Origin of the sequence: Nitrospira moscoviensis, from assembly GCF_001273775.1 — a bacterium.
In the GTDB taxonomy this organism is placed as follows: Bacteria; Nitrospirota; Nitrospiria; order Nitrospirales; family Nitrospiraceae; genus Nitrospira_D; species Nitrospira_D moscoviensis.
In genome coordinates this window covers 3,180,048-3,202,619 of sequence record NZ_CP011801.1, presented here as the reverse complement: position 1 = coordinate 3,202,619, position 22,572 = coordinate 3,180,048, and the positions used below count along the sequence as shown (strand labels likewise).

Genomic DNA, 22,572 nt, shown 5'->3' with positions numbered 1-22,572 from the left:
TCCGTGCGGGCGATGGCAGTCGAAGCAGGGGAGTTGATGTGAAGAGCGGATGTGACAGCACGGCGCCACCGTTGATCGTCCACGTCATATTCAGGCTCGCGATGGGCGGGTTGGAGAACGGTCTGGTGAATCTCATCAATCGGATGCCGCGGGACCGTTATCGCCATGCCATCGTCAGCCTTACCGATGTTACCGAGTTTCAGCAACGCATCACGAGGGATGACGTGACGATCGTGGCGCTTCACAAACGACCGGGCCACGATCTCGGCGTCTATAGGCGGGCCTGGAGAGCGCTGCGCCGCTTGCGTCCGGCCATCGTGCACACGCGTAACTTTCCCACGCTGGAGTTTCTCGCCGTCTCGGCTTGCGCCGGGTCGGCCCGGAGGATCCACGGCGAGCACGGCCGCGAAATCTATGATCTCGATGGCCACAATCGAACCTACAATGCCTTTCGCAAAGTGATGAGCTTGCTGGTGCATCGCTACGTCACCGTGAGCCGGGACCTGGCCGAATGGCTGGTCAAGATCGTTGGAGTGCCGGGACCGAGAGTCACGCAGATCTATAACGGCGTGGATACCATTCGGTTCCACCCGCGCCGGGATCGGGGAGTTCCCGGGAGCCCGCCGGGATTCTTTCCTCCTGAGGCGCTGGTGATCGGAACGGTGGGGAGAATGCAAGTCGTCAAAGATCAAGTGACCCTTGTCCGCGCGTTCGCCCACATTCTGAAAACGGTCCCCGAGGCCCGGCAGATCCTTCGGCTGATCATCGTGGGCGAAGGACCGCTCTATGAAGAGTCACTGCAGATATTGCGGGCCGAGCAATGCGAGCAGTTTGCCTGGCTGCCCGGCGCGCGATCCGATATCCCGGCTCTGCTCAATGCGCTGGACGTGTTCGTGCTGCCCTCTTTGGCCGAAGGCGTCTCCAACACGATTTTGGAAGCTATGGCGAGCGGATTGCCGGTGATCGCGACGGCCGTGGGAGGCAACGTGGAATTGATCGAAGACGGACGGACGGGGTTCCTCGTCCCCGCTGCGGACCCGGTCGGAATGGCGAACGCCATCCGGCGATATCTGGACGATCGGGAGCTAGCCCCCAGACAGGGAGCGGAGGCCAGAAAAAAAGCCGAGTCTGATTTCAGCCTCGCGGCCATGGTGACGAACTATCTCGCCCTGTATGACGGGCTGTTGGCCGAAAAAGGACGGCGAGTTGAGAACCGCTGCTCCACAATGTCGGGAGTCTCGAACGATGTGCGGCCTGTGCGGAATCTTTAACGTCGGCACGCAAGAGCCGGTCACGGCGCCGCTGGTGAAGGCGATGGCGGATACGATCGTCCATCGCGGGCCGGACGCCGAAGGCCTGTACGTTTCCGGCCCGATCGGCCTGGCCCATCGCCGCCTTTCCATTATCGATTTGGAAGGAGGCCAGCAGCCGATGTCGTCCGAGGACGGCTCGATCGTGGTGGTGTTCAACGGAGAAATCTACAACTTTCCGGAGCTTCGCCAGGGGCTCGAACAGAAAGGCTACCGGTTCAAGACGCGATCCGATACGGAAGTCATTCTCTATCTCTATCAGGAGGTCGGCGAAGACTGCTTTCGGCAGTTGCGGGGCATGTTCGCCATCGCGATTTGGGATGCCAGGAATCGCCGGGTGGTGCTGGGCCGGGACCGCGTCGGCAAGAAGCCGCTGTTCTACTGCTACGATGGAAAGCGGTGCGTCTTCGCGTCGGAGATGAAGGCGATTCTTCAGGTGCCGGGCATTCGGAGGGAAGTCGACATCGAGGCGCTCTCCGACTACTTTTCCTTGCTCTATGTGCCGGCGCCGAAATCGATCTTCCGCCACATCCGCAAAGTGAAACCCGGGCACTATGCGGTGATTTCGGAAGCGGGATTTCGCGAGGTCGAATATTGGGACCTCACGTTCGCGCAGGTCGAAGAACGTTCCGAACAGGACTGGATCGAGCGGCTTTTGGAGCTCTATCAGGAAGCGGTCCGCATTCGCCTCATGAGCGATGTGCCGCTCGGCGCGTTTCTCTCCGGGGGCGTGGACTCTTCTTCCGTCGTCGCGATCATGAGCCGGATGATGGGAGAGCCGGTCATCACCTCGTCGATCGGCTTCAAGGACAAAGAGTTCGACGAGCTCGATTATGCGCGGCTTATCGCGAAGCGATTTGCAACGAAGCATCACGAGCAAGTGGTCGAACCTAATGCCGCGGCGATACTCGACCGCCTGGTTTGGCACTACGACGAGCCGTTCGCCGATTCGTCGGCCATCCCGACCTACTATGTGTCAAAAGTCGCCCGCGAGCATGTGACCGTGGCCTTGTCGGGAGACGGCGGCGATGAATTCTTCGCCGGCTATCGCCGCTACCTGTTGGACGTCCGGGAGAACGCTCTGCGAGAGAGGATTCCGGGAGCGATCAGACGAGCTGTGTTCGGCCCGCTGTCGAGGATCTATCCGAAGGCGGACTGGGCGCCGCGAATATTCCGTGGCAAGGCCACGTTTGAAAGTCTGGCCTGCTCGCACATCGAGGGCTATTTCCGATCGGTCTCCGCCTGCCGGCCGGAAACCAAACGACAGGTGCTCCATCCGGATGTGCGCCGCCAGCTGAACGGGTACGACACGCTCGATCTGTTCAAGACCTATTACGACCGAGCCGGAACGAATGATCCCCTGTCGCGCATCCAGTATGTGGACGTGAAGACCTATCTGCCCGACGATATTCTGGTGAAGGTAGATCGCGCCAGCATGGCGAATTCCCTGGAAGTGCGCGCCCCGCTGCTCGACCATCGGCTGATCGAGCTGACGACGCGGATCCCCTCTTCGCTGAAGCTGCGCGGCACGGTGGGCAAATATATTTTCAAGAAATCCCTGGAGTCGTTGCTTCCCGAAGACGTGTTGTATCGGAAAAAGATGGGGTTCGCCGTTCCGTTGGCTTCCTGGCTGAGACACGATCTCAAGCCCATGGCCGAAGCCGTACTCTTTCCGAGCCAACCGGATCCGATGCTCGACCGCCAAGGGGTCGAACGGCTATGGACCCAGCATCAGAGCGGGCTGCGCGATCTCTCCACCCCGCTGTGGACCATCCTCATGTACCGTCTCTGGCAACAGCGCTTCGGGACGGCGAATACGTGATTCCATGAACGTTCTTGTCTTCACGGGGCTCTTCCCCAACAATGTCTTCCCCCATCAAGGGATCTTCATCAAGGAACGGATGCGGGTGTTTTCCCAATTGGACGGGGTGTCGGTCAAAGTGGTGGCGCCGGTTCCCTATTACCCGCCCGTCGGGCTGGGCCACAGAGCGAAGTATAGCCAGGTGGTGAAGAAGGAAGTCATTGAGGGATTGGGAGTGACGCATCCCCGTTATCTGATGACGCCGCGGATCGGCATGACATTCTATGGGCTGTTCTTGGCGCTGTCGGTCCTCCCGCATCTGAGGCGGATCCAGCGAACGTTTGACTTCGACCTGATCGATTCGCACTTCGTCTACCCAGACGGCTTCGCGGCCGTTCTGTTGGGCAAATGGCTTCGCCGGCCCGTGGTGGTGTCGGTCCGTGGAAGCGACCTCAATTGGTATAAGGACTTTGTCATCATTCGGCACCTCCTCCGTTACACGCTGGAACAGGCGGACCGTGTGATCACGGTGTCTGCTGCGCTGAAAGAGGCGGCTGCGTCGCTAGGCATCGCGCGGGACAAGATCACCGTGATTCCCAATGGAGTCGATGCCAACAGGTTTTCCCCCATGTCCAAGACTCATGCCAAAGCCGATCTGGGGCTCTCTTCCCGGCGAATTGTGCTCTCCGTCGGCCACCTGACGCCGGTGAAGGGATTCGATCTGCTGATTCAAGCCGTGGCCACGCTGGCTCAGGATCGTCGTTTCAACGACGTGCTGCTGGTCATCGTAGGGGAGGGGCCGTCTCGGACTGCTCTCGAAGACCTGGCGTCCCGGCTGGGCGTTGCAGGGCACGTACGGTTGGTCGGAGAAATCGCGCACGAGCGGTTGGCGTCCTGGTACAACGCCGCCGACGTGTTCTGCCTGGCCAGCGTCCGGGAGGGCTGGCCGAATGTCGTCTTGGAATCACTGGCCTGTGGAACTCCGGTCGTCGCCGTGCCGGCCGGAGGGATTCCGGAAATCCTGTCTTCCGAAAAGGTCGGGATCATCGTCGGCCGCCATCCGAAAGAGATGGCGGACGGCCTCGCCATGGCGCTGGAGCGGACGTGGAACCGTGATGCGTTGCTGGCGCATGCCCGGCAGCATTCGTGGGAATCCACGGCGGAAGCCGTATCGACGGTGTTTCGCGGAGTCTTGAAAAGGGCCGCGTGAAGGCGTCCTCAACACGTTTGGAAGGCGAGGTGGTGAAACATGAGACATAGAACGGCCTTAATCGCGATCGTCGGAATCTGTCTCGTCGTCCCCGTTCATTCCTGGGCTATCGTGAGCGACTATTTTACCGCCGATCAAGACTACGAGGTCTTGAGAGACTTGAGGCTGATCGACGGCGACCACACGAACCGGGTGTTGCGATGGATTCGAACTCAACGCGTCAATATGGCGATCGCCGACCTGAAATTCACGTTGGACCGCTTCCCCAATCATCCGCGCGCCCTCTTGCTGTTCGAAACCGTGGCGAGGGTGGCGCAGGTTCCACAATTGCCTCTTCCTTACTATGAACGGGCGCTGGAGCTCTTTCCCCAATATGCCCTGACTCATGCGCAGTACGGCAAATATCTCGCTGAAATCGGTCGGGTGCAGGAAGGGCTGGCGCAGCTCAATCAAGCGGTGGAAATCGCGCCGGATTTTGCCGCGACCTATGTGTGGCTGGCGGAGGTTTACGCGAAGAATGGCGAAGTGGATCTTGCCCGCCAGGCTTCTCAGCGTGCGAGGGAGTTGGGATATCAAGGGGAACTCTTGGTCGATCCCGAGCCGGTGAAGAAAAAGCCCGCAAAGAAGCAGGAGAACGATCCGCCGATCAAGCTCAAAGACCAGACGGGTCACACGCGGTGAACCGAGCAGGCGAAGATCGCCGAGGTGCCATAACGGAAGAGAGGATGCCATGACTGAACGATCTGCTCCTGTAGCCGACCCGCACGCGAGCCACGAGCGGTTTTTTGATTATTATGCGGCGGCCAGCCAATCAAAAGAAACCGCCGAGCGATTCGAGTCGATTCGGGACGTAGCGCTTCGGCTGTACAGGACGGCCAATCCCGCCGCCCCGGCGGTGCTCGATGTGGCTGACGTAGGGTGCGGCGCGGGAGCGCAAAGCATCATCTGGAGCCGTCTCGGCCACCGCGTGCACGGTGTAGACATCAACGAGCCGCTGTTGAATTTAGGCCGGGAGCGAGCCGGCCGGGAAGGCCTCACCATCGATTTTCGGGTCGGGACGGCCACGGCGCTTCCTTGGGAGACCGGTTCGATGGACATTTGTCTCGTTCCGGAGCTGCTGGAGCACGTCGCGGAATGGAGGCCCTGTGTCACTGAAGTCGCCAGAGTGCTCCGGAGGGGGGGACTGCTGTTTCTCTCCACCACCAACCGGCTCTGTCCGAAGCAGCAGGAATTTTCGCTGCCTTTCTATAGCTGGTACCCTGGGCGGCTCAAGCGGTATTGCGAACGGTTGGCGGTCACAACCCATCCGCAATTCGTGAACTACGCCAAGTATCCGGCGGTCAACTGGTTCAGTTTCTATCAGCTCCGCGACGAGCTGAAGGGCTTGGGGTTCCATTCGATGGATCGGTTTGATGTGATCGATACGTCGAAGAGAACACCGATCCTCAAGGGACTGGTTTCCTGCGTGAGACAGTTTCCACTGTTGCGTTGGCTGGGGCATGTCGCGACCCCGAGTCTGCTCTTATTCGCCGTGAAGTCCGGCCGGTAGCGCTCACCGAGCCGCGTGGGCCGCGGAAGAGGCAAGGAGAATCAGGCCATGGGCGGAATGTGCGGAGTGATCCATAGCGATCGGCGGGCGACCGTCCATCGACCGGCCGTAGAAGCGATGGCTCGCGCCATGCAGTTTGCCGAGCGCGAGCATCAGGAAGTGATCTGCCAGGACGCAACCGGTCTGGCGATCGTGTGCGCGAACGGCGCGGGAAGCTTTGCTGAAACAGCCCGCAATGGCCGGCCGTTCTACGCCGCCGTCTACGGCGATGTGTATCAGGCTACGGATCACGGGAGAGCCGCCGGGCAAGCCGTCGCCCATGCGGTGCTGCAGCAATACTTGAAAGAGGGGCTGTCATTCATTGACCGGCTGCGGGGAGATTTCGCGATTGCCGTATGGGATGGACGCGAGGAGGCGCTGCATGTCGTGACCGACCGCTTCCGTGTGCATCCTATCTTCTACCATGCCGATCGGGACCAACTGGTCTTCGCTTCGCGGATGAAAGGGCTTCTCGCCGGCTCCCTGTTAGGTCGCGGCTCGGTGAGAATGTCGGCTCTCGTCGACATCATGGCCTTTTCGGCCGTCACATCGCCGGGAACGGTGTTTGACCACGTGGACAAGCTGCCCCCCGGCCACGTCTTGACCTATCGGGACGGAGAAGCGCGCGTCAGTGCCTATTGGAACGTCGACTTCACGCGTCCCAGTCGCGCGCGCCGGTCTGAATTGGCCGCGCAGCTGAAGCAGTCGCTTACCGACGCGGTGGCCGTTCGGCTGTCATCGGACACGGACCGACGCATCGGATCGTTCTTGAGCGGGGGAATCGACAGCAGCACGGTCACGGGCTTGCTGACGCGACTGGGAAAGGCGCCGGTCAAGGCCTTCTCCATTGGATTCGCCGAGCAGCGCTTCAATGAGATGGAGTTCGCCAGGATCGCGGCCCGGCATTTTCATGCCGAGCACCATGAATATTATGTCACCCCAGAAGACACCGTGGACGCCATTCCGATCGTCCTCGATTCATTCGACGAGCCGTTTGCGAACGCCTCGGCCATCCCCACCTATTTTTGCGCCAAGCTGGCGCGGGAACAGGGCGTGGATGTGATGTACGCCGGGGACGGCGGAGATGAATTGTTCGCGGGCAACGAGCGATACAGCTCGCAACGGATTTTCGATTACTATACGCGCCTGCCTCAAGGTCTGCGTGAATGGTTCGTCAAGCCCGCCGTGACGGCCCTGGCTGATCTCACCGGGCTGAACCTGTTCGTCTTGGGCAAAAAGTACATCCGCCGCGCCGGCATCCCGCTGCCGCAACGCCTCTACTCCTATGGGTTGTTCAACGTGATCCCGATGGAGGACTTGTTCGAGGGCGACGTGATCAAGGCGGTCGGCGCCGACTATGACCCCTATAGCCCGATGTACAACCATTATCACCGGGCGCCGGCTGTCACGGAGCTGGACCGTCAGCTGTATATCGATTTGAAGCACACCATTTCGGACAATGACCTGTTGAAAGTGACACGGATGACGCAGGCGGCCGGGGTGGCGGTTCGTTTCCCGTTTCTCGATCATCACTTGGCGGAGTTCGCCATGAGCGTGCCCGCGCGCATGAAGATGCCGGCACGAGAGCTGCGGGTGTTTTTCAAGCGAACCTATGCCGATTTCCTGCCGAAGGAGATTCTCACCAAGACGAAGCATGGATTCGGACTGCCCATTCCCGTATGGCTGCGCACTGACAAGCGCCTGAACGACATGATGCATGAGCTCGTTCTGGGCAGCACCACCGTGCAGCGCGGCATGTTCAAAAAGAAAGCGTTGGAAGAGCTGGTGGAGCGTCACCGGACGGAATCCGGCTCCTTTTATGGCGACATCCTGTGGAATGTCATGATCTGGGAGTTGTGGCTGCGAACCTACTGGGACCGCCGGCCGACTGTCTGAAAATGGAAGACGGACGCGCGTTGGCGAACATGCGATCCAAGATGATCCGGCTGGCCTGCACCGGGTTGTATGTGTCCGGAGCGTTGGCGTTGCTTCGGTGGTGCGCCAAGCGGATGATGCCCGCCGCCCATGGCGCCGCCGGAGCCGTATTTCCGTTCGTCATGAAGCGGAGAGCGCCCAGTTTGCAGATCCTGACCTATCACCGGGTCAACGATGAGCATGATCCGTTCTTTCCGGCCACACCTGTCGACGTATTCGAGAAACAGATGGCCTACGTTGCGCGGCGCCATCATGTGTGTGCGTTGGATGAGGCGGTGGAGCGGTTGCGGCTGGGCGACCTGCCGGATCACGCCGTGGCCATTACGTTCGACGATGGGTATCGCGATAATTATCTGCATGCCTTCCCCGTCGTGAAAAGCCTGTCCCTCCCGATGACGATTTTCTTGGCCACCGATGCCATTGGAACGGGGCGGACGTTGTGGCATGACCGCGTGTTTTCCGCATTTCGCGACACCGCGGCGCCGGCGATCCGCGGATTCGGCCCTGCCTTCGACGGTGCGTCTTTGCGGACCGTCCGTGAGCGGATCGGAGTCATGGGGCAAGTCCTCGCCTCGCTGCGGCAGGTCCACGATGACGAACGGAATCGACGCATCACCGAGTTATGCCGGGCTCTTGAGGTGCGGGAAAGGGTGGAGGATCCGGAGTTGATGCTCACGTGGGACGACGTGAAACGCATGCGCGGCCACGGGGTGTCGTTCGGGTCGCACACGGCGTCGCACCCGATTCTGTCCCGTCTGTCCAGGCAGGAAACGGTCGCGGAGATCGAGCGGTCTTGTGCCGCCATGGAGCGGCATCTCGGCGAGCGTCCGGTTTTGTTCGCCTATCCGAACGGAACGAAGGCGGACTTTACGGATATGACGAAGGACGTGCTGAAGGCCTCCGGATTCCGATGCGCCGTGACGACCGAATTCGGCGTCAACGAGCCCGGCGCGGACCGGTTCGAATTGAAACGAGGGCGCCCCTGGGAGGAACATCTTCCCACCTTCGCCTTCAAGCTGAGTTGGTACCGGCTGATGTCTTCACACGCCGCCTAACCGTGCCGGTCTGATCGGTTGCGCAAGAGTATGGCGATCACTGTTCGTCCGGCCGATCTCGAGTCCGATCGGTCGGTGCTTATCGAGACACTCCGCCGGTATCTGACCCCGACCTCGACTGAACGGCGCTTCGACTGGCTGTACAAACGCAATCCGCACGGGGAAGCCCGCGCATGGATTGCCGAGGAGACGGCAACCCGGGCGGTGGTCGGCGTGGCGGCGGCGTTTCCCCGCCGTCTCCTGGTGAGGGGCGATGCGCGGCTGACATGGGTATTGGGCGACTTTTGCATCAGTGCGGACTATCGAACGCTCGGCCCTGCGGTGCAATTGCAACGAGCCGTGCTCGATGCGGTGCAGCACGCCACCATGCTGGCCGGCTACTACGATTTTCCCAGCCGTCAGATGGCGGCGGTCTACAAACGGATCGGCGTCGCGAAGGAGGGCGGCCTGGTCCGAATGGCAAGAGTGCTGCGCGCGGACCGGTTGCTGACGGCGTTTGGCGGCGCCGGGCTGGCGCGGGTGCTGGGCCCGGTCGCCAATCTGGGATTGGCGTTGGATATCCATAGGAGGGGCGCCAGCCGGGGGCTGTCCGTAGAACGGTATGCCGGGCGGTTCGGCAGCGAGTTTGACGATCTGATGCATGAAACGGGCGGCGCGTATGACGCCTGCATTGAGCGGTCGGCGGACTATCTGAATTGGCGCTACGTCGAGCATCCGTCGGAACGGTATGAGTATTTGGTCGCCAAGAAATCCGGGAGGGTCTGCGGGTATGCGGTCTTCTCGTCGACGGCGCAAGATGCGATCTTGGTTGACCTCTTCAGTGTAAAGCTGGAATCTATACCGGACGCGCTGCTCCGGCATCTGGCCAAGGAGCTGTGGGGGCGCGGGGTTCTGACGATCAGCGCGCCGATGGTGGCAGGCCATCCATGGATGAGCGCCTTGACGCGGGCCGGATTCCGCGCCAGGGAAACCAGTCCGTTTGTCGTCGTGCCCGGTCCGTCGCGACCGGCCGATCTGTTTCAGGACCCTCAGGCACCGTGGCACTTCATGCACGGCGATCGGGATAGTTAAGACAGGGGAGGGAACGGTGAATCATTCCGGAGAGCGCATCCTGAATTTTGTGCTGGACAAGTTCCCGCTGGCTCGGAAAAAACCCATCACCGCTGAAGACGATCTCTTGGAGAGCGGGATCATCGATTCACTCGGGATTCTGGATCTCGTCTCCTTTCTCGAACAGGAATTCGGCATTATCGTGGCGGACGACGAATTGATTCCCGATCATTTTCAGAGCGTGCTCCGCCTGACGCAGTTTGTCGAGCACAAAGTCAACGAGGCTGCCGCGTCCCGGCAATAATCGGCATGGATTTCCTCCTCCATCATATGCTGCGCACCAGCGCGGTGCGCGATCCCAACAAGGAAGCGCTGGTCCACGGCTCCATCCGGCTTTCCTACCGCCAGGTCGCAGAGCGGTGCGCCGGCCTCGCCGTCGGTCTCCGGGCGGCCGGCGTGCGCCGCGGAGATCGGATCGGGATCTTTTTGGAGCCGTCGGTCCCGCAAGTCCTCTCCATTTTCGGTATCTCACAGGCCGGCGGGGTCTACGTGCCGATCAATCAGGTCTTATTTCCCGAACAGGTCGCGCACATTGCTCGGGATTGCGGGATGACGGGGTTGATCACCACGAAGCAGAAGCTCGCCGCGCTCCTGCCGCTCCTGAGAGACATCCCGACGTTCAAATTCCTGGTGTTGGACGAGAGCGTTTCCAAAGACGACATCCCTCTTCCCGTTCACGTGTTCGATGAGCTCTGTCGATTGCAGTGCCCGGCGCAATGGAAAGAGACATCCATCGAGAAAGACCTGGCGGCGATTCTGTACACCTCCGGGTCGACCGGAAAGCCGAAAGGGGTGATGTTGAGCCACGCCCAAATCATGGCGGGCGCATCGATCGTCTCCACCTATCTGGAAATCACGGAGCGCGATCGCATTCTCGCCGTCCTTCCCTTCAGCTTCGATGCGGGCATGAATCAGTTGACCACGGCCTTCCAGCAGGGGGCGACGCTCGTCTTGGCGACATTCGTGTTCGCCCGCGAAATCGTGCAGATGCTCGCCAAGGAACAGATCACCGGCTTGGCCGGAGTGCCGACCCTGTGGAGTCTGTTGGCCCAGCCGTCGTCGACGCTGCATAAGACGAAACTTCCCCATCTCCGGTACATCACCAACACCGGCGGGGCCATGCCCCAGCCGGTGCTCAAGACGCTGCGGCAGGTGCTTCCGACGACCAATATTGTATTGATGTACGGGCTGACCGAAGCGTTCCGGTCGACGTATCTGCCCCCCGAACAGCTCGATCGCCGCCCCACTTCAATGGGGAAAGCCATTCCGAACACCGAAATTCTCGTCGTGAACGAGCAGGGGCAGCCGTGCAAGCCGGGAGAAGTCGGCGAGTTGGTCCATCGCGGACCGACCGTCTCCATGGGGTATTGGGGGCAGCCGGAATTGACGGCCAAGGTGCTGCGGCCGCATCCCTTTCTGCCGAAGGAACTGGGCGATCAAGAGCGCGTCTGTTATTCCGGCGATCTGGTGACGATGGACGACGAGGGCTTTCTCTATTTTGTCGGCCGGCGGGACACCATGATCAAATCCTCCGGCTTCCGGATCAGCCCCACCGAGGTGGAAGAGGCGCTGTTTTCGTGCGGCAAGCTCAAGGGGGCGGCCGTCATCGGAATCCCCGACGAGGTCATGGGCCAGACCATCAAGGCGTTCGTCGTCGTCAAAGACGGAGAAACGACGACCGCCCACGATATGTTGGCCCATTGCGGGGAAAAATTGCCTCGGCATATGGTGCCGAAGGCCGTCGAGATCCTGTCCGATCTGCCGAAGACCGCGAGTGGAAAGGTGGATTACCCGGCGCTCCGGCGCCGAGAGGGGCTGACCGCATGAACCACGTCGCGCGCCTCGTGAGGGAACATTTTGCCGGCAGCGCGGAGGTCTTGAAGATCGGAGACCTTCCCGTCACGGCGATCGCGAGCCGGTATGGCACGCCGTCTTTTGTCTACGACCGCGGCATCATGACGAAGCGGGTCTCCCAACTCAGGGCGGTGCTCCGCGACGAGATCGCCATCTATTATTCGGCGAAGGCCAATCCCCATCGAAGCGTCGTGGCTCATTTTGTGCGGCTCGGGTGCGGCGTGGAGATCGCGTCGAAAGGCGAGTACCTGCGGGCGCTCGAAGCGAGGTGCGATCCCCGGAAGATCGTCTTCGCCGGGCCGGGAAAATCCGAGGCGGAGATCGAACTCGTCCTGGCGAAAGGGATCGGAGAGCTCCATATCGAATCGTTGACCGAATTGGACCGCATCTCCCGCATCTCCAGACGTCTCGGCCTACGGGCTTCCGTCGCCGTGCGCATCAATCCCACGGCCGAAGCGCAGGGCGGCGCGATGCGGATGGGCGGCAAGCCGTCCCAGTTCGGCGTCGATGAAGAAGGGGCGGAGGCGGTCGTGGCCCGCGTCCTCGAATGCGGAGACGTCGATTTTACAGGCATCCACCTCTTTACCGGCACGCAGATCCTCGATCCGGCTATCCTGCTGACGCAGTATCGAAAGGCCGTCGGCATCGCGCGGGGCCTTGCGGCGCACTTCCGCAGGCCGATGAAGACGATCGATTTCGGGGGGGGGCTCGGGGTGCCCTATTTCCCGCACGAGCAGGAGTTGGATGTGGCGGCCCTCAGCAAGGGGCTGGACGAGCTGGTGAGGGAAGTCCGCGCCGATCCATGGCTCTCCGGTGCGCGGCTCATCGTAGAACCCGGCCGTTTCCTGGTGGGGGAGGCGGGGATCTACGTCATGGCCGTGTCCGACATCAAGATATCCAGAGGAAAAAAATTCGTGATCGTCGACGGGGGTATGCATCATCATCTGGCGGCGTCTGGGAATTTGGGACAGACGATCAAGCGCAACTATCCCGTCGCGCTCCTCAATCGATTGACCGAGCCGCCTTGCGAAAAGGTCGACGTCGTCGGGCCGCTCTGCACTCCCCTTGATACGCTGGCCAGAGATATCGACTTGCCTGAGGCCCGGATCGGAGACCTCGTCGGTATTTTTCAGTCCGGAGCGTACGGATTGACTGCGAGCCCGACTCAATTCCTCAGTCATCCTCCACCGAACGAAATCGTGGTCGAACAGGGCCGCATCATCGACGATCCGGCTTTGCCGGTCGGTGGCTAGGAGGGTTTGTATGCCGAATGTGATCGCGGGGTCGCCGGAAGAGCTGAGGGTCGACGCCCCGCTCCAAATCCAGTGGGATGAGTTGGTTGAGCGCCAGGGGTTGGGGCTGGGATTTCAGTTCGAGTGGGGCCGGGTTCTCTGGGACCTGCACCGCAATCAGCACGAGTTACAACTGCTGCAGGCATGGGACGATCGGAGGCTCGTCGGTCTGGCGCCGCTGGTCACGAAATATGTCCGCCAAAAAGGCGTGACGTTGCGTTGGATGCAGTCCCTGTTCGCGCTGCATGAGATTCATGGGACGCCGTTCATCGCCGGCGAAGGGAATCACGGTTCTATTGAAGCCCTCCTCGATCATGTGCTCGGAGACGGAAAGTCCTGGGATCTCTGGACCATGCACTTCGTTAAGGACGACGGGCAGGCCGCAATCTTCGAAACGCAGTTGCGCCGCCATGGCGTGCCGTTTGTCGCCGCGGACACCAAGAAGTCGCCCTACATGCCGATCAAAGCGTCGTGGGAAGAGCAAAGCAAGAGCCTTCAGGCGCGCTTCCGGACCACCGTGCGATCGAGAGAGCGCCGATTGCGAGAAAAGGGAAAGCTCACGCTGGAGTACCTCGATACGCCCGGCCGGCTGGAATCCGGCCTTAAGGCCATTCAAGTGATCGAGGCGGACAGTTGGAAGTTGGGCGCGGGAACGGCGCTGACTCAGGATCCGAAGCAATGGCCGTTCTATGTCCGATATGGCGAGCTCGCCGCGGCGAAGGGTTCGCTGCGGCTTCCGGTGCTGTTTCTCGATGGAGAGCCGATCGCGTACGACTATTCCATCATGCACAAAGGAATCTATTACTTGTTGAAGACGAGTTATCGCAATGCGTACCGCCTGGAGTATCCGGGAACGGTGCTCCGAAAGCTGGTGGTCGAGAACCTGAGCGCGGAGCAGACCAAGGAGTTCGATTTTTTGGGGCTGGACGAAGAATGGAAAATGAAATGGACGGATACGGTGAGAGCACATGTGGCCTATACCGTTTTTAACCGTACCCTGAAAGGTCGCTACGTTCATCTGGTGAGCGCATTGGCTCAACGAGTGCGATCATGGAAGCCGCAGGAGAGCGGAGCCCCTCATCCTCAAGACCAGACCCTCAAGGAGTCCTGATCTGTCAATCCACTGAGAACGGTGGTGCCGGATTGGGCACGGGGGTGAACGGGTGAGGCTTCTAGCTGAGACCGATATGGCGCCGAAACGCGTGCTCATGGTGGCCTATCACTATCCGCCCTGTCGCGGAAGCAGCGGCCTGCAGCGGACACTCAGCTTTACACGTTATTTACCGGCCCTACAGTGGGAGCCGATCGTCCTCAGCGCCACCCCCCGCGCCTATGCGACGACCGGGACCGATCAGCTCGGCGACATTCCGCCCTCCGTCATCGTTCGGAGAGCGTTTGCCCTGGACACGGCCCGCGATGTGTCCTTTTGCGGCCGTTATCCGGGATGGCTGGCGATTCCGGACCAGTGGATCAGCTGGTCGCTCTGGGCGGTACCGATCGGGCTTCGACTCATTCGCCGGTACAAGCCGGCCGCCATCTGGTCGACCTATCCGATCGCCACGGCGCACCTCATCGGGTATGTCCTGCATCGTCTGACTGGCTTGCCGTGGATCGTGGATTTCCGTGATCCCATGACAGAAGTCGATCCGGTGAGCCATAAGAGGTTCCCTGCCGATCCTCGATTGTTTCGGGCGCGGGCCAGGATCGAGCGAATAGCCGTCACCCGCTGTACTCGAGCGGTCCTAGTGACACGAGGCGCACTCAAGATTTACCAATCACGCTATCCGGAAGTACCGGCAGATCGATGGGCGCTTATCCCAAACGGCTACGACGAGGATGTTTTCGCGTCGATCGCGCAGGTCGATCCCGAGGGGAGGCGGCATCGGCAAAGGGTGACGCTCCTCCACAGCGGGGTGTTGTATCCGACCCCGGATCGTGACCCGCGACAGTTCTTTCGGGCCATCGCGCAACTCAAGAAAGACGGCAGCGTTTCGGCGGAAACGTTCCGAGTCATCCTGCGCGCCAGCGGGAGCGAAGGTCTCTATCGTGAGTCCATTCTCGCGTTGGGTATCGAAGATGTCGTGGCGCTTGAGCCGGCGATTCCCTACCGGGCCGCTCTGTCTGAAATGATGAACGTCGACGGGCTGCTTCTGTTCCAGGGCCGGGATTCCAATCCGGCGGTGCCGGCTAAGTTATACGAATATATCAGGGCCAAGCGGCCTATTCTGGCCTTGGTGGATACCGACGGAGACACAGCCGCCATCTTGAGGGAAAGCGGGATCGGATCGATTGCTCCGCTCGATTCTGAAGAAGCCATCACGTCTGTACTGCGGACGTTCCTCGATCAAATCAAGAATGGGACGGCTCCTGTCGCCGGCGACGACTGTGTGAAACGGCACTCCCGCGAATGGGGCGCCAAAATGCTCGCCGGCTTGCTCGACGAGATCGCAAGGCGGCAGTAACAGCGAGCTCTATGGTAGGCCGTGGGGATAGAACGATGGGCCAAGCGCAAGTCCAACCCGGTGGCGTCCGAACAATGGCGGCCTGCCCGGGGGCGGGCTCCGTCAGACCGGAGTCCGCAGCATTCCTGGTCCGGCAATACGGAGATATAGGCGACCTTCCTAAGGCGTATGCGGACTTGTTTGCAGAGGCAAGTCAGCGGAGCGTCTTTCTCAGCCGGGAGTGGTTCCTCAACCTCGATCGAACGGTCGAAGATGCGGGAGCCGTCACCAAGATTTACGGTGTCGAATCGGAGAGGGGCGGGGATGGCGCCATAGGGGCGCTGCTCCTCAGATATCCGCGCGCGCGACGGATCGGCATCATTCCTCGGGTCGCGCGAGGACTCTCGAACTATTACACGGCGCTCTACGGGCCGGTTTTGCGTGAACACAACGAAGAGCGAGCTTGCGCCGTCCAGTTATTCGTTGAGGCGTTGTGTAACGAGCGGCGCGAGTGGGATGTTCTGGATTTGCGGCCGCTTGACCGGGAGGACCCTGTCTACGCCGATTTGAGACGGCATTTCCAATCGGCAGGGTGCGTGAGCCAAGCGTATTTTTGTTTCGGCAACTGGCATCTCCAGGTGGACGGGCGTTCCTATGCCGAGTACGTCGCCGGCCTTCCGACCGTGCTGAGAAAAAACATTCCGTATTACGCCAGAAAGCTGGAGCGATCGGCTCGGGTTCGCTATGAGCTCGTGACATCGCTGGACGGGCTTGAGTCGGCCCTGCGGGATTACGAGAAGGTCTACAATGTCAGTTGGCGCGAGAAGGCGGAACCCTATCCGGACTTTATCCCGGGTCTCGTCAGGACGGCGGCAAAACAGGGCTGGCTGCGACTGGGACTCCTCTATCTGAACGATGAGCCGGCCGCGGCTCAGCTGTGGTTAGTCCATGGCGGGACCGCCTCCATCTATAAAATTTGTTACGACGAACGATTTGCCAAGCTCTCTGTCGGAACCGTACTGACGGCGAGAATGATGCAGCAGGCCCTCGACATTGATCGGGTGGGAGAAGTGGATTATCTGGGCGGTGATGAACCGTACAAGCGGGATTGGATGTCCCACCGGCGCGAACGGTGGGGCTTGATGGTGTTCAATCCGTCCACCGTCAGGGGATTGTCGATGATCGTTCGCCATGTCGGGGGACGTGGCCTGAAGAGGCTTATTCAGCGGATCGGGCCGGCGGGAATGAAGGATACGGATACCCGCCCGAAGAGTTCAATGTAGTGCTTCCAGGAGACCCGTTGGGTGTACATCCGGGACGTCATCGTCATTATTGCGACGATCTACTTCGTCGCCAAAGCGCTGCGTAATCCTCTGGTCGGCATGCTGGCCTACATCGGGTATGGCCTCATAAGCCCGCAGGGATTGACCTGGTATTTTGCGAGCACGTTTCCCCACTCCATGCTGATCGGGGTGGCGACGATCATCGGATTCGTCACTTGGTCGCGGCCGACAAAGTTTCCCGTCTGCCGAGAAGCACTGATGCTGGTGGTGCTCTGGATCTGGTTCTTCTTTTCCACGATTTTTTCCTATGACCAGGATTCCGCCTGGTACAAGTTCGAAACCGTCTCGAAAGAATACTTCATGGTGCTCCTCTCATTGGCCATTTTCCAAACCAAAAAAGACGTCTATTTGGCCTTGAAGGTGATGAGCCTGTGCATCGGTTTTTACGCGGTGAAGGGCACGGTGTTCTTCGTCGGCACCGCGGGAGAAGGAACGGTCGAAGGAGTGCCCGGTGGATTCCTCTTCGCCAACAACGCCATGGGCTTGGCCCTGGCGATGAACGTTCCGCTCTTGGTCTATTTAATCCGCATTGAAGAGAATAAATGGATGAGGCGGATCATGTGGCTGATGTTGATCTGCTCCTATCCAGCCACCATAGGAACGTTTTCCCGCGGAGCCTGGTTGGCGTTGGCGGCCTCGACGGCGGTGCTTATTCTGAAGTCCAAGAACAAATTCATCGTGGTCGCGATCGCCTCGATCGTTCTGATGATTGGACTGTCGCTGTTTCCCCTGGTAGCCTCTGAGCGGTTAACCGGACGAGCCAAAACGCTCGAGAACATCCAGGAAGACGGGTCGGCCCAACAGCGGTTCGGCAGTTGGGAATTTTGCGCGCGCGTGGGACTCAGCAATCCGATCTTCGGACTGGGCTTCGACTATTACTCGCTCAACGTCTACTCGGAATATCTTCCGGAATACGTCGAGCGGTGGGGACTGGAGCGATGGAAGGGGCGCGCCTGGTCTTGCCACAGTATGTGGGTGACGGTGCTCGGCGAACATGGGTTATTCGCCTTTCTCTTGTGGGTAGGGCTGCTCGTGTCCTGCTTCGTTCGGCTGGGTCGGATGAGGAAAGTCGCCAATAGCCGGCCGGACCTCGCATGGGGTGCTCCTCTCGCGGATGCGGTCCAGGCCTCTCTTGTCGCTTATGCGGTCGCCGGGACCTTTCTCGATGTAGCCTACTTCGATGCATATTACCAGTTGGTGGCGTTGATCGTCATCGCCTCTGAGCGCCAATCGGAAGAAATGGCGCATTCGGAAGGAACCGTCGCGGGCGCCGACAGCCGGAGTATTCTCGCCGGCCGGCCGCCTGATCCGGTCGGTGTATCCGCCTGACGCGGGGTGCGTGACGGATCTAAGGATGAAGAGTGTTCCCGTGAACACTCTCGGGATGAGAATCGGAGGGAGCAGACTATGTCGATGACGAGCGCGATCCGCGCCCATTTCTCCAAGGTGCGTGAGAGATCTTGGGAAATCTGCCGGCGTTATTACGGTGATGGCTATCTTCATCACAACGAGCGCTATCGTCAAGAAGTGCTGAGCTGCCTCACGCCAAACAGCATTCTGCTCGATGCCGGCGCCGGGGAAATGCAGTTCACCGCCGAGTTCGCTCCGAAAGTTCGTCTGGCGATCGCGACCGATATGGGGGAGTTGAAGCGCCCCTTTGCGGGAATCATGGCGGTCAGGAGTAATCTGGAGAACCTCCCCTTTAAGGACGGGACCGTGGATGCCGTGATTTCTATGAGCGTAGTCGAGCACCTGGATGATCCGGACAGTTCGTTTCGTGAAATGGCCCGCGTCTTGAAGCCAGGGGGGCGGTTCATTGCGCAGACGCCGAGCAAGTTCGACTACGTCTCGCTGGCGGCGCACTACACTCCATTTCGGTTTCACCGCTGGCTGTTGTCTCGCCTGTTGGATCGTCGGGAAGAAGACATCTTTCCGACCAGGTTTAAGGCCAATACCGTAAAATCCATCAATGCCTGCCTCGCGGCGAGCGCGCTGATCCCGAGGAAGATCACCTTTTTCAACCAATATCCCGCCTACCTGATGTTTTCGCCCCTGCTGTTTCGGGTCGGCGTCTTATACGAACGGCTGACCTCCAAATACGAGCGGCTCGCCCAGCTGCGGGGATGGGTTCTCATCGTCGCGGAGAAGCCTTCCGGCGAGGACATGCCGTCGAAGAGCGTGGCGTGAGCGCGGGGCAATCAACCGCGATGCCTCAGAGAGAAGGGGAGCCCGTGAGAGTCCTGCACGTTCTCGATCATAGCCTGCCTGTCCAAAGCGGCTATGCCTTTCGAAGCGAGGCCGTCTGCATCGCTCAGAAGCGGCGTGGGTGGGAACCCATCGTCGTCACGTCGCCCAAGCATTATGAAAGTTGGCGCGGAGAATGGAATCAGAGCGAGGAGATCGGCGGTATTCGCTACTACCGGGCACGAACTGTTTCAAGCCCGGCGCTCCCGTTGCTCGGCGAGGTGCGGCTGATGGCGGCTTTGGCGCGTCGCTTGTCTTCCGTCATTCACGCGGAATCCCCTCACGTTCTCCACCCGCATTCGCCGGTTCTCAACGCGATTCCGGCTCTCTTGATGGGCCGACGATGGGGAATTCCGGTGATCTACGAGATGCGATCCTCATGGGAGGATGCGGCCGTCGACCGCGGCAGCTACGCGGCTACCTCCTGGAAGTACAAGGTGTCCAGATCGTTGGAGACATGGGTCTGCTCGAAAGCCGACCGAGTGGTGGTGATCTGCGAGGGCCTCAAGCGGGACTTGGTTGGGAGAGGAATTCCTCAGGAGCGGATCGTGGTGGTCCCGAATGGCGTCGATGTTGAGCGATTTCAACCTCGCCCGGGGGACGCCGACGTTTGGAAGAGGTTGGGTCTTCAGGGAAAGAAAGTCGTGAGTTTCATGGGCTCGTTCTTCCGTTGGGAAGGCCTGGACCTGCTGATAGATGCGGTGGCGAAATTGGCTCGGGTGAGAAGCGATGTGGCGCTGTTGTTGGTCGGCGGAGGGGAGATGGAGGCGGCTCTAAAGGACAAAATACGGCTGCTGGGGATCGAACAGCATGTGGTGATGCCGGGATGGATCCCTCAAGCCGACACACTGGGCCTCTATCCGTTGATCGATGTCCTGGCATTCCCGCGCTACTCCACCCACTTGACGGAACGCGTCACCCCGCTGAAGCCGCTCGAAGCCATGGCGATGGGAAAAGCGGTGATCGCGAGCGACGTAGGAGGACATCGGGAGTTGGTGCGGCATCAAGAGACGGGGTTGCTGTTCGAGGCCGGAAATGCCGCGGCACTGGCCGAGGCCTTGGCGGCGGTGTTCGATTCGACACAGCTCCGCACCAGGTTGGAACACAACGGTCTCAACTGGGTGGCTCGGGAACGATCATGGGCCAAGACGACGGAAAGCTACCGCGAAGCCTATCGGCTCGGCGTGAGCCGCGCGATCGTGAAACAGTTCGAGGTCAAGGAGGAGCGATCATGATACAGCGGACGAAGCCTCTCATCAGTGTCGTGGTCCCGGCCTACAACGAACAGGACAATTTGCCTGAGCTGTACAGGCGTGTGACCGATGTGTTCGAAAAGCTCGATGTGGATTTGGAGCTGCTCATTATCGACGACGCCTCTTCCGACGGAACGCTCAACTGGCTGCGAAAGACGGGCCGCGAGGACCGGCGTCTGCGGTTCGTGAGCTTTTCGAGAAATTTCGGGCATCAAGCCGGGGTGACCGCCGGCCTTCAGCATGCGATGGGCGACGCCGTCGTCGTCATCGACGCGGATTTGCAGGATCCCCCCGAAGTCCTTCCCCAAATGATTCAGCGCTGGCGGGAAGGGTATCAGATCGTCATGGGACAGCGAATTCAGCGGGAGGGGGATCCCTTGGCCAAGCGCCTGTTCGCCTGGGGGTATTACCGCGTGCTGGCCCGCCTCTCCAAGGTGAAGATTCCCGTCGACGGAGGGGATTTTTGTCTGATGGATCGGGTCGTCGTCGACACGTTGAACCGACTGCCCGAGCGGAATCGCTATGTCCGCGGCCTGCGCGCGTGGGTTGGATTCCGGCAGACCAATCAGCCGTTTCAACGCCATGCGCGCTTCAAGGGGGAACCGAAATATAACTTCTTCAAGTCTCTTTCCCTGGCCATGGACGGTCTGGTGTCGTTTTCATACCTTCCGCTCCGCCTGGCGACATACGTCGGCTTAGCGGCAGGGGCGATGGCGTTGATCATGGTGGTTCTTGTGTTGTACTGGCGGTTCTTTACGAACGCGCCGCTGGTCGGGTATGCCATCTTGGTGACGACGTTTCTCTGCATCGCCAGCGTTCAGCTGTTGACGATCGGGATCATGGGGGAATACGTGGGGCGGATCTACGATGAGGTGAAGGGTAGGCCGCATTACATCGTCAAAGAGACGAATCAGGACCTAGACGCGTCCAAAAGCTGATGCAGTCACAATGAAAAGCCTCTCGGCGAACGATCGTAAGGACGGTATGGCGGAGTATGTCGTATGGAAGCTCGATGGAGAGCTGATCAGAAAGGTGGCATGCTTTTTAAGTATCGGCGGAGGGATTACCCTTGCTCACTATGTCATTTTGATCTTCAGTGTCAGAGGATTCGGGATTGACCCCGTGCTCGCGTCATCGTCCGGCTACGGAGTGGCCGCAGTGATCAACTATTACCTGAATTCCAGGTTCACCTTTCGGTATCAAAAGTCCCACCGCGCTGCCTTTCTCAAGTTTCTTCTGGTGGCCCTCGTCGGGTTTCTTCTCAATGGCATCATCATGCACATATGCGTCGCACGACTGTCCCTGCACTATTTGATGGCTCAAGTTCTGGCTACGGTCATTGTGTTGGGATGGAATTTTTCAGCGAATTATGCGTGGTCGTTCCGCTAGTTCGGTCGGCGATCGGGTTCGGAGGGTGATCGGGTGACGGCCAAGCAAGAGTTTGACGAATACGCCCGTAGGTATGAGGCGCTGCATAACGACAACCTTTCGGTGGTCGGTGCGGACTCGCAGGAATTCCTGGCGGCTAAGCTGGCGTTCTGCGAGCGATTCATTCGTACGCACGTCCGATTTATCCCGGGCGGGAAACTGTTTCTGGACTATGGATGTGGAACGGGACGATTGGGACACCTTTTTCATGATCGCTTTGACGCGGACTGGTGCTACGTGGGCGTTGATCCGTCAGAGGAGTCCATTAAGGAGGCTCAAGCGGCCGATGCCCGGGGACAGTGCCGCTACCACAGCCTCACGGCATGGCAATCTGGATCAGAGACGTATGATTTCGCTCTCGTCGCCTGCGTGCTGCATCATGTTCCTCCCGGAGACAGACCGTCGGTTCTTCGTTCAGTTTGGGACCGGATGAAGCCGGGTGCGGCCCTGGTGATATGGGAGCACAACCCATGGAATCCCGTGACTCGGAGAATCGTCGATGCGTGTCCGTTTGACAAAGACGCCGTTCTCCTCGCGCTTCCGGAGATGAAAAAGTTATGGGCGCATCTCGGCACCGAGAGCATCACCGGCAGCTCATATGTCACCTTTTTCCCCGGCCCGCTGCGTCGATTACGGCCGCTGGAGCGGTTCCTGGCGTGGCTCCCGCTGGGGGGACAATGGGTTTTTTGGGCTCGAAAACAGTAGAGG

At 60.0% G+C, this 22,572-nt stretch carries 20 protein-coding genes; all 20 read left to right on the top strand.

The window, feature by feature from the left end:
- Positions 1 to 38: 38 nt before the first annotated feature.
- The 20 genes from NITMOv2_RS15570 (at position 39) to NITMOv2_RS15475 (ending at position 22,569) form a co-directional block, all read left to right on the top strand.
- Positions 39 to 1,271, top strand: coding sequence for a TIGR03088 family PEP-CTERM/XrtA system glycosyltransferase (locus tag NITMOv2_RS15570; protein ID WP_202967246.1), 1,233 nt, complete (start codon positions 39 to 41; stop codon positions 1,269 to 1,271).
- Positions 1,246 to 3,132 carry an asparagine synthase (glutamine-hydrolyzing) gene (asnB, locus tag NITMOv2_RS15565; protein ID WP_053380741.1) on the top strand — a complete coding sequence of 629 codons (1,887 nt, stop codon included), beginning with the start codon at positions 1,246 to 1,248 and terminating at the stop codon, positions 3,130 to 3,132. The genes NITMOv2_RS15570 and asnB (NITMOv2_RS15565) overlap by 26 nt, the downstream gene beginning before the upstream one ends.
- A gap of 4 nt (positions 3,133 to 3,136) precedes the next feature.
- Positions 3,137 to 4,321 carry a glycosyltransferase family 4 protein gene (locus NITMOv2_RS15560; RefSeq protein ID WP_053380740.1) on the top strand — a complete coding sequence of 395 codons (1,185 nt, stop codon included), beginning with the start codon at positions 3,137 to 3,139 and terminating at the stop codon, positions 4,319 to 4,321.
- 39 nt (positions 4,322 to 4,360) lie between these two features.
- Positions 4,361 to 5,002 carry a tetratricopeptide repeat protein gene (locus tag NITMOv2_RS15555; RefSeq protein ID WP_053380739.1) on the top strand — a complete coding sequence of 214 codons (642 nt, stop codon included), beginning with the start codon at positions 4,361 to 4,363 and terminating at the stop codon, positions 5,000 to 5,002.
- A 49-nt stretch (positions 5,003 to 5,051) separates the two neighbouring features.
- Positions 5,052 to 5,870, top strand: coding sequence for a class I SAM-dependent methyltransferase (locus NITMOv2_RS15550; protein WP_053380738.1), 819 nt, complete (start codon positions 5,052 to 5,054; stop codon positions 5,868 to 5,870).
- 48 nt (positions 5,871 to 5,918) lie between these two features.
- Entirely contained in the window at positions 5,919 to 7,805 is a 1,887-nt protein-coding gene (gene asnB, locus NITMOv2_RS15545; protein WP_053380737.1) for an asparagine synthase (glutamine-hydrolyzing), read from the top strand.
- Positions 7,766 to 8,899, top strand: coding sequence for a polysaccharide deacetylase family protein (locus NITMOv2_RS15540; RefSeq protein ID WP_145976373.1), 1,134 nt, complete (start codon positions 7,766 to 7,768; stop codon positions 8,897 to 8,899). Before asnB (NITMOv2_RS15545) ends, NITMOv2_RS15540 begins: the two co-directional genes overlap by 40 nt.
- Before the next feature lie 30 nt (positions 8,900 to 8,929).
- Positions 8,930 to 9,970 carry a hypothetical protein gene (locus NITMOv2_RS15535; RefSeq protein WP_053380735.1) on the top strand — a complete coding sequence of 347 codons (1,041 nt, stop codon included), beginning with the start codon at positions 8,930 to 8,932 and terminating at the stop codon, positions 9,968 to 9,970.
- Between the two features lie 16 nt (positions 9,971 to 9,986).
- Positions 9,987 to 10,253: an acyl carrier protein gene (locus tag NITMOv2_RS15530; RefSeq protein WP_053380734.1), complete on the top strand. Its 267-nt coding sequence runs from the start codon at positions 9,987 to 9,989 to the stop codon at positions 10,251 to 10,253.
- 5 nt (positions 10,254 to 10,258) lie between these two features.
- Positions 10,259 to 11,836: an acyl-CoA ligase (AMP-forming), exosortase A system-associated gene (locus NITMOv2_RS15525; protein ID WP_053380733.1), complete on the top strand. Its 1,578-nt coding sequence runs from the start codon at positions 10,259 to 10,261 to the stop codon at positions 11,834 to 11,836.
- Positions 11,833 to 13,116: a type III PLP-dependent enzyme gene (locus NITMOv2_RS15520; RefSeq protein ID WP_053380732.1), complete on the top strand. Its 1,284-nt coding sequence runs from the start codon at positions 11,833 to 11,835 to the stop codon at positions 13,114 to 13,116. The genes NITMOv2_RS15525 and NITMOv2_RS15520 overlap by 4 nt, the downstream gene beginning before the upstream one ends.
- A gap of 10 nt (positions 13,117 to 13,126) precedes the next feature.
- Complete coding sequence (locus tag NITMOv2_RS15515; RefSeq protein ID WP_053380731.1) at positions 13,127 to 14,266, top strand: GNAT family N-acetyltransferase; 1,140 nt, start codon at positions 13,127 to 13,129, stop codon at positions 14,264 to 14,266.
- Between the two features lie 76 nt (positions 14,267 to 14,342).
- Positions 14,343 to 15,617, top strand: coding sequence for a glycosyltransferase family protein (locus NITMOv2_RS15510; RefSeq protein WP_202967245.1), 1,275 nt, complete (start codon positions 14,343 to 14,345; stop codon positions 15,615 to 15,617).
- Between the two features lie 176 nt (positions 15,618 to 15,793).
- The gene (locus NITMOv2_RS15505) at positions 15,794 to 16,879 is read left to right on the top strand and encodes a GNAT family N-acetyltransferase (RefSeq protein ID WP_053380730.1); all 1,086 of its coding nucleotides are present in this window, start codon (positions 15,794 to 15,796) and stop codon (positions 16,877 to 16,879) included.
- 21 nt (positions 16,880 to 16,900) lie between these two features.
- A complete protein-coding gene (locus NITMOv2_RS15500; RefSeq protein ID WP_053380729.1) occupies positions 16,901 to 18,268 on the top strand; it encodes a putative O-glycosylation ligase, exosortase A system-associated in 1,368 nt (455 codons plus the stop codon).
- 78 nt (positions 18,269 to 18,346) lie between these two features.
- A complete protein-coding gene (locus tag NITMOv2_RS15495) occupies positions 18,347 to 19,126 on the top strand; it encodes a class I SAM-dependent methyltransferase (protein ID WP_053380728.1) in 780 nt (259 codons plus the stop codon).
- 44 nt (positions 19,127 to 19,170) lie between these two features.
- Positions 19,171 to 20,418, top strand: coding sequence for a TIGR04063 family PEP-CTERM/XrtA system glycosyltransferase (locus NITMOv2_RS15490; RefSeq protein WP_053382114.1), 1,248 nt, complete (start codon positions 19,171 to 19,173; stop codon positions 20,416 to 20,418).
- Positions 20,415 to 21,374 (top strand): glycosyltransferase family 2 protein, encoded by a 960-nt coding sequence (locus NITMOv2_RS15485; RefSeq protein ID WP_053380727.1) that lies wholly within the window; start codon positions 20,415 to 20,417, stop codon positions 21,372 to 21,374. The genes NITMOv2_RS15490 and NITMOv2_RS15485 overlap by 4 nt, the downstream gene beginning before the upstream one ends.
- 10 nt (positions 21,375 to 21,384) lie before the next feature.
- Positions 21,385 to 21,825, top strand: coding sequence for a GtrA family protein (locus tag NITMOv2_RS15480; RefSeq protein WP_053380726.1), 441 nt, complete (start codon positions 21,385 to 21,387; stop codon positions 21,823 to 21,825).
- 33 nt (positions 21,826 to 21,858) lie between these two features.
- Positions 21,859 to 22,569: a class I SAM-dependent methyltransferase gene (locus NITMOv2_RS15475; RefSeq protein ID WP_053380725.1), complete on the top strand. Its 711-nt coding sequence runs from the start codon at positions 21,859 to 21,861 to the stop codon at positions 22,567 to 22,569.
- The last annotated feature ends 3 nt before the right edge of the window (positions 22,570 to 22,572 follow it).